Raw genomic sequence first — 5,173 nt, forward strand, 5'->3', positions numbered from 1 at the left:
GGACCCCGCGCCCGAGCCGGCGGCGGCCCCGCTGCCCGACCCGGCACCCCGCGCGCCCGAGGCGGTGGCGGCATGACCCCCGACCCCGGCACCCTCGGCACTTCCGACACCCCCAACACCTCCGACACCCCCAACACCTCCGGCACCCCCAACACCTCCGGCACCCCCAACACCTCCGCCACCCCCGGCACCTCAGGCGCGTCCGTCACCTGGAGCGCCCCTGCCCCCAGCACCCCCGGCGCCCCCGAGCCCGTCCCCCTCAAGCTCACCGTCAACGGACGCCCGTACGCCCTGGAGGTCGAGGCGCGGCGGAGTCTGGCCGACGTGGTGCGGCGGGACCTGGGGCTCACCGGGACGCGGGTCGGGTGCGAGACCGGGGTGTGCGGGTCGTGCACCGTGCTGGTGGACGACGAGCCCGTGCGGGCCTGCACCGTGCTGGCGGTGCAGGCCGACGGGCAGCGGGTGGAGACCGTGGAGTCGCTCGCCGAGGACGACGGCCGGCTCGGCCCGCTCCAGCAGGCCTTCCAGGACCACTTCGCCCTCCAGTGCGGCTTCTGCACCCCCGGCTTCCTGATGCTCGGCACGGCCCTGCTGCGCCGCGAACCGGCCCCCGGCCGCGAGCGGATCCGCTCCTGCGTGGCGGCCAACCTGTGCCGCTGCACCGGCTACCGGCCGATCGTCGACGCCATCGAGGCGGTGACCCGATGAGCGGCGCCCTGGGACGCTCCGTGCCCCGCCTGGAGGACGACCGGCTGCTGCGCGGCCGGGGCCGCTTCCACGACGACGTCGTGCGGCCGGGCCAGCTGTGGCTGCGCGTCGTACGCTCGCCGCTGGCGCACGCCGAGATCCGCGGCGTCGACACCGCCCGGGCCGCCGCGCTGCCCGGGGTGGTCGCCGTGGTCACGGCCGCCGACCTGCCCGCGCACCTGCGGATCCCGGTCCGCCAGCCGCACCCCGGACTGGACTTCACCCCGCACCTCCAGCCGCCGCTGGCCCGCGGGCACGTGCGGTACGCGGGCGAGCCGGTGGCCGCCGTGCTGGCCGAGGACCCGTACCTCGCCGAGGACGCCGCCGAGCTGGTCGCGCTGGACCTCGCCGAGCGCGAGCCCGTCCTCGACGCGCGGACGGCGCCCGCCGCCACCTGCGAGGTCGGGGTCGTGGACTTCGGGTACGGGGACGTGGACGCGGCCTTCGCCGGGGCCGCCCACGTGGTCGCCGCCGAGCTGCGCACCGGGCGGCACAGCGGTACCCCGCTGGAGCCGCGCGGGCTGGTCGCCGAACCCGACCCGGACACCGGCCGGCTCACCGTCTGGGGCGCCGCGAAGATCCCGCACATCAACCGGCGGGTCCTGGCCACCTTGCTCGCGCTGCCCGAACACCGCATCCACCTGCGGGAGACGGACGCCGGCGGCAGCTTCGGCATCCGCGGGGAGTTCTACCCCGAGGACTTCCTCGTCCCGTTCCTCGCGCTGCGCACCGGCCGTCCGGTCAAGTGGAGCGAGGACCGCGCCGAGCACATGGTGGCCGCCAACCACGCCCGCGAGCAGGAGCACCGCATCGAACTGGCCCTGGACGCCGACGGCCGGCTGCTGGCGCTGCGCGACGAGGCGTGGCTCGACAACGGCGGCTACGTGCGCACCCACGGCGCGGTGGTGGCGGCGCTGACCGCGTCGATGATCTCCGGTCCGTACCGGCTGCCCGCCTGCCGCTCCCGGGTGCACATCGTCAAGACCAACAAGACGCCGATCGGCACCTACCGGGCCCCGGGCCGCTTCCAGCACAACTTCGTGCGCGAGCACGCCCTGGACCTGGCCGCGACGCGCCTGGGCCTGGACCCGGTGGAGCTGCGCCGGCGCAATCTGCTGACCGCCGCCGAACTGCCGCACGAGCGGCCGATGTCGGTCTTCGGCTCGCCCATGCTGCTGGACGGCAAGGACCACCTGGAGCACTTCGACAAGGCCCTCGCCGACGTCGGCTACGACCGGTGGCGGGCGGAGGCGGCCGAGGCCCGCGCGCAGGGCCGGCTGGTCGGCACCGGCTGCGCGGTGATCCTGGAGAAGGCGGGCCTGGGCTACGACAGCGCGGTCGTGGACATCGGCGTGACCGGTGCGGTCCGGGTCGTCATGGGCGGCGCCAACGTCGGCCAGGGCATCCAGACCGTGATGGCCCAGATCGCCGCCGACACCCTCGCGGTACCGGTGGACTCGGTGCACGTCGTGCTCTCCGACACCGATCTGCTGCCCGACGGCGGCGGCACGTTCGGCAGCCGCTCGACCGTGGTCGGCGGCACGGCCGTGCGCGACGCCGCGGCGAAGGTGCTGGACAAGGCGCGGGCGGTGGCCGCCGAACTGCTCGGCGCGGCCCCCGGTTCGCTGGTCGCGCGCGACGGCGGCCTCGCCGTCGAGGACGCGCCCGACCGCCGGCTCGACTGGGGCGCCATCGCCGCCGCGAGCTACGCCCCGCGCTGGACGGCCGCCGGCGACGAGGTCGGCCTGATCGGCCGGGCGACGTACGCCGCGCAGGGGATGACGTACCCCTACGGCGCGCACTTCGCGCAGGTCGAGGTCGACCCCGACACCGGCAAGGTCGACGTGACCCGCTACGCCGTGACCTACGAGGTCGGCCGCGCGGTGCATCCGGAGGCGGTGCGCGGGCAGTTGCTCGGCGGCGCCGTCCAGGGCATCGGCGGGGCGCTGACCGAGGAGTTCCGCTACGACGAGCGCGGCGTGCCGCAGTCGCTGACGCTCGACACCTATCTGTGGCCGCGCGCGGACGAACTCCCCGACATCCAGGTGGAGGTCTACGAGGACGCGCCGGCACCGGGCAATCCGCTCGGCCTGCGCGGGGCCGGCGAGGGAGGCACCGCGGGCAGCGGCGCCGTCCTCGCCGGTGCCGTACGGGACGCCCTGGGGCTGGCCGGCGACGTCGGCGCGCTGCCCCTGCACCCCTGGCGGGTGCGTTCGCTCATGTCGCTGAAACGGGCCGAGGAACCGGCGCGTGCGCCGGCCGAGGCATCGACCAAGGAGGCATCGTGACAGTGGATCAAGCAGTACTGGACTGGCTGAATACCGACCCCGACTGGGATCTTCCCGAGACCGTGACCGACGGCCCGCTGGCCGCGGACGTGACCGCCCCCTCGGCGGCCGCGCTCGCATCGGCGAGCCAGGCGGAGCGCGAGGAGATCATGTTCGAGTACGCGCGGGCGGAGGTGGCCCGTTCGGTGGGCCTGACCCCGGCCGCGCTGGACACCGAGCGGACGCTGGTCAGCGTCGGCGTGGGGTCGATGCTCGGCTGTGAGCTCCAGTACCGGCTCCGGGACGCACTGGGCGTCGCGCCGGAACTGAAGGAGATCTTGATGGCGAAGGACACGCACGCCCTGGCCGGCATGCTGTTGGCCCTGCTCGGGTATGGGGGATGACCGCGACCCTGGCGCCGCCGGCCGGCGCGGACGTGTGGCTGCTGCGGCAGCCCAAGCCGGACGACATCACCGGCGTCCTCGACATGGAAGAACTGGACGAGAACGAGCTCCAACGGGCCCGGGCCTGCCGCCGGCAGGCGGGCGGGTACCTGTACGCCGCGGCGCACATCGCGCTGCGGCGGGTGCTCTCCTCGTACGTGGGTGAACCGGCCCGCGAGCTCGTCTTCGGGCGGGGGCCGTGCCCGTGCTGCGACCAGCAGCACGGCCGGCCGGTGCTGGTGAACCCTCAGTCCGACCTGCACTTCTCGCTGTCGCACAGCAGCGGTGTGGTGCTGATCGGGGTGGCTCGGGTGCCGATCGGCGTGGACGTCGAGAAGGTGCCGAGCGCGGAGACGGCCCGGGTGTGCACCCAGGCCCTCCACCCGGACGAGCGCGCCGAGCTGGCGGAGGTCCCCGAGTGCGCGGGGACCTCGGCGTTCGGCCGGCTGTGGACCCGTAAGGAGGCCTTCCTCAAGGGCCTGGGCACGGGACTGGGCCGGGACCTCTCCCTGGACTACCTGGGGTGGGAGTCCGAGCGGCACCCGGAGGGCTGGACGGTCGTCGACGTACCGGCCGGCCCGCGCCACACCGCCGCGGCGGTGATCGGCTACGAGGGGGCCCCGTCGGGCCCGGTGACGCTGCGCTGGCTGCCCATGGACAGCCTCTACAGCGGCACCCGCGCCGATCTGGCACGGAAGGACTCCGTGCTGGCGGAGCTCGCCGCCTGAAGAGCCGGACGCGTCGGCCAGACGCGTCCTGGAAGGGCCCCGGCCGGGGTGCGGAACCGGCCGGGGCCCTCGGGCGTGTCCGCCCGCCGAACGGGAGCGGGGGCACAGGCCGTTGGAACTTGCCAAAGTCGGTCCTCCGCCGACGAGGGGTCGCAAAACAAAGAGAACACTCGCTATTCTAACGATCCTGGCCACACGACCTGCTCGCCGGAGGGAGCTCGCCATGCCTGTACCGCAGGCCGCGCGCATGCCGGAGACCGTGCCGACCGCCGACTCACTGGCCCGGCGCCTGTTCCGTTGCCTGCCGCGAACCGATCAGCGCCGCTGGGCCGGCGCGTACTTGTGTGGGCTGGTCACGACGCCCGGCAAGAAGTCCGTGCGCAACATGGCGCGTTCCGCCGGCACCTTCGGCACCGCCTCGCAGTCGCTGCACCAGATCGTCAACTCCAGCACCTGGCAGTGGGACCCGGTCCGCCGCGAGCTGGCCGCCTGGTGCGGGGAACGCGCCGAGGTGCGGGCCCTGCGGATGGTCCCGGTGGTCATCCCCAAGCGGGGCGAGTGCTCCGCCGGGGTGCACCGCCGGTTCGACCCCGCGGGCGGCCGCACCCTCAGCTGCCAGCACGCGCTCGGCCTGTTCCTGGTCACCGACCGCGGCACCGTCCCCGTCGACTGGCGCCTGAGCCTGCCCGGCCGCTGGAGCGAGGACCCCGAACTGCGCGAGCGGGCCCGGATACCGGCCGGCGCCCGCGGCGGGCTGACCAGCCACCTCGGCCTCGACCTCGTGGACGCCGCCGCCGGCCATCCGGCCACGGCCGGGGTTCCGGTCGTCGCCGAGGCCGACGCCGAGACCCCCGAGGAGGCGGCCCGGCTGATCGCCGGCCTCGCCGAGCGGGGCGTCCCCTTCGCCGTCTCCGTCCCGGCCGCCATGCCCGTCCTGTGCGGACCCGCCGGCGAGCGCGGCCCCGGGACGACCGACGTGGCCCGGCTG

General features: G+C 75.1%; 5 protein-coding genes. All 5 read left to right on the forward strand.

Features of this window, described 5'->3' with window-relative positions; translation table 11 throughout:
- The first annotated feature begins 72 nt into the window (after window positions 1–72).
- A complete protein-coding gene (locus LG632_RS29390; RefSeq protein ID WP_308109437.1) occupies window positions 73–708 on the forward strand; it encodes a (2Fe-2S)-binding protein in 636 nt (211 codons plus the stop codon).
- Window positions 705–3,035 (forward strand): xanthine dehydrogenase family protein molybdopterin-binding subunit, encoded by a 2,331-nt coding sequence (locus LG632_RS29395; RefSeq protein ID WP_226730969.1) that lies wholly within the window; start codon window positions 705–707, stop codon window positions 3,033–3,035. Before LG632_RS29390 ends, LG632_RS29395 begins: the two co-directional genes overlap by 4 nt.
- A gap of 2 nt (window positions 3,036–3,037) precedes the next feature.
- Window positions 3,038–3,418, forward strand: coding sequence for an acyl carrier protein (locus LG632_RS29400; RefSeq protein ID WP_226730971.1), 381 nt, complete (start codon window positions 3,038–3,040; stop codon window positions 3,416–3,418).
- Window positions 3,415–4,185 carry a 4'-phosphopantetheinyl transferase family protein gene (locus LG632_RS29405; RefSeq protein ID WP_226730973.1) on the forward strand — a complete coding sequence of 257 codons (771 nt, stop codon included), beginning with the start codon at window positions 3,415–3,417 and terminating at the stop codon, window positions 4,183–4,185. Before LG632_RS29400 ends, LG632_RS29405 begins: the two co-directional genes overlap by 4 nt.
- A 223-nt stretch (window positions 4,186–4,408) precedes the next feature.
- Window positions 4,409–5,173: IS701 family transposase (locus LG632_RS29410; RefSeq protein WP_226730975.1), on the forward strand; the 765-nt coding region annotated here is incomplete at its 3' end.

Origin of the sequence: Streptomyces antimicrobicus (assembly GCF_020532625.1) — a bacterium.
Classification (GTDB): domain Bacteria; phylum Actinomycetota; class Actinomycetes; order Streptomycetales; family Streptomycetaceae; genus Streptomyces; species Streptomyces antimicrobicus.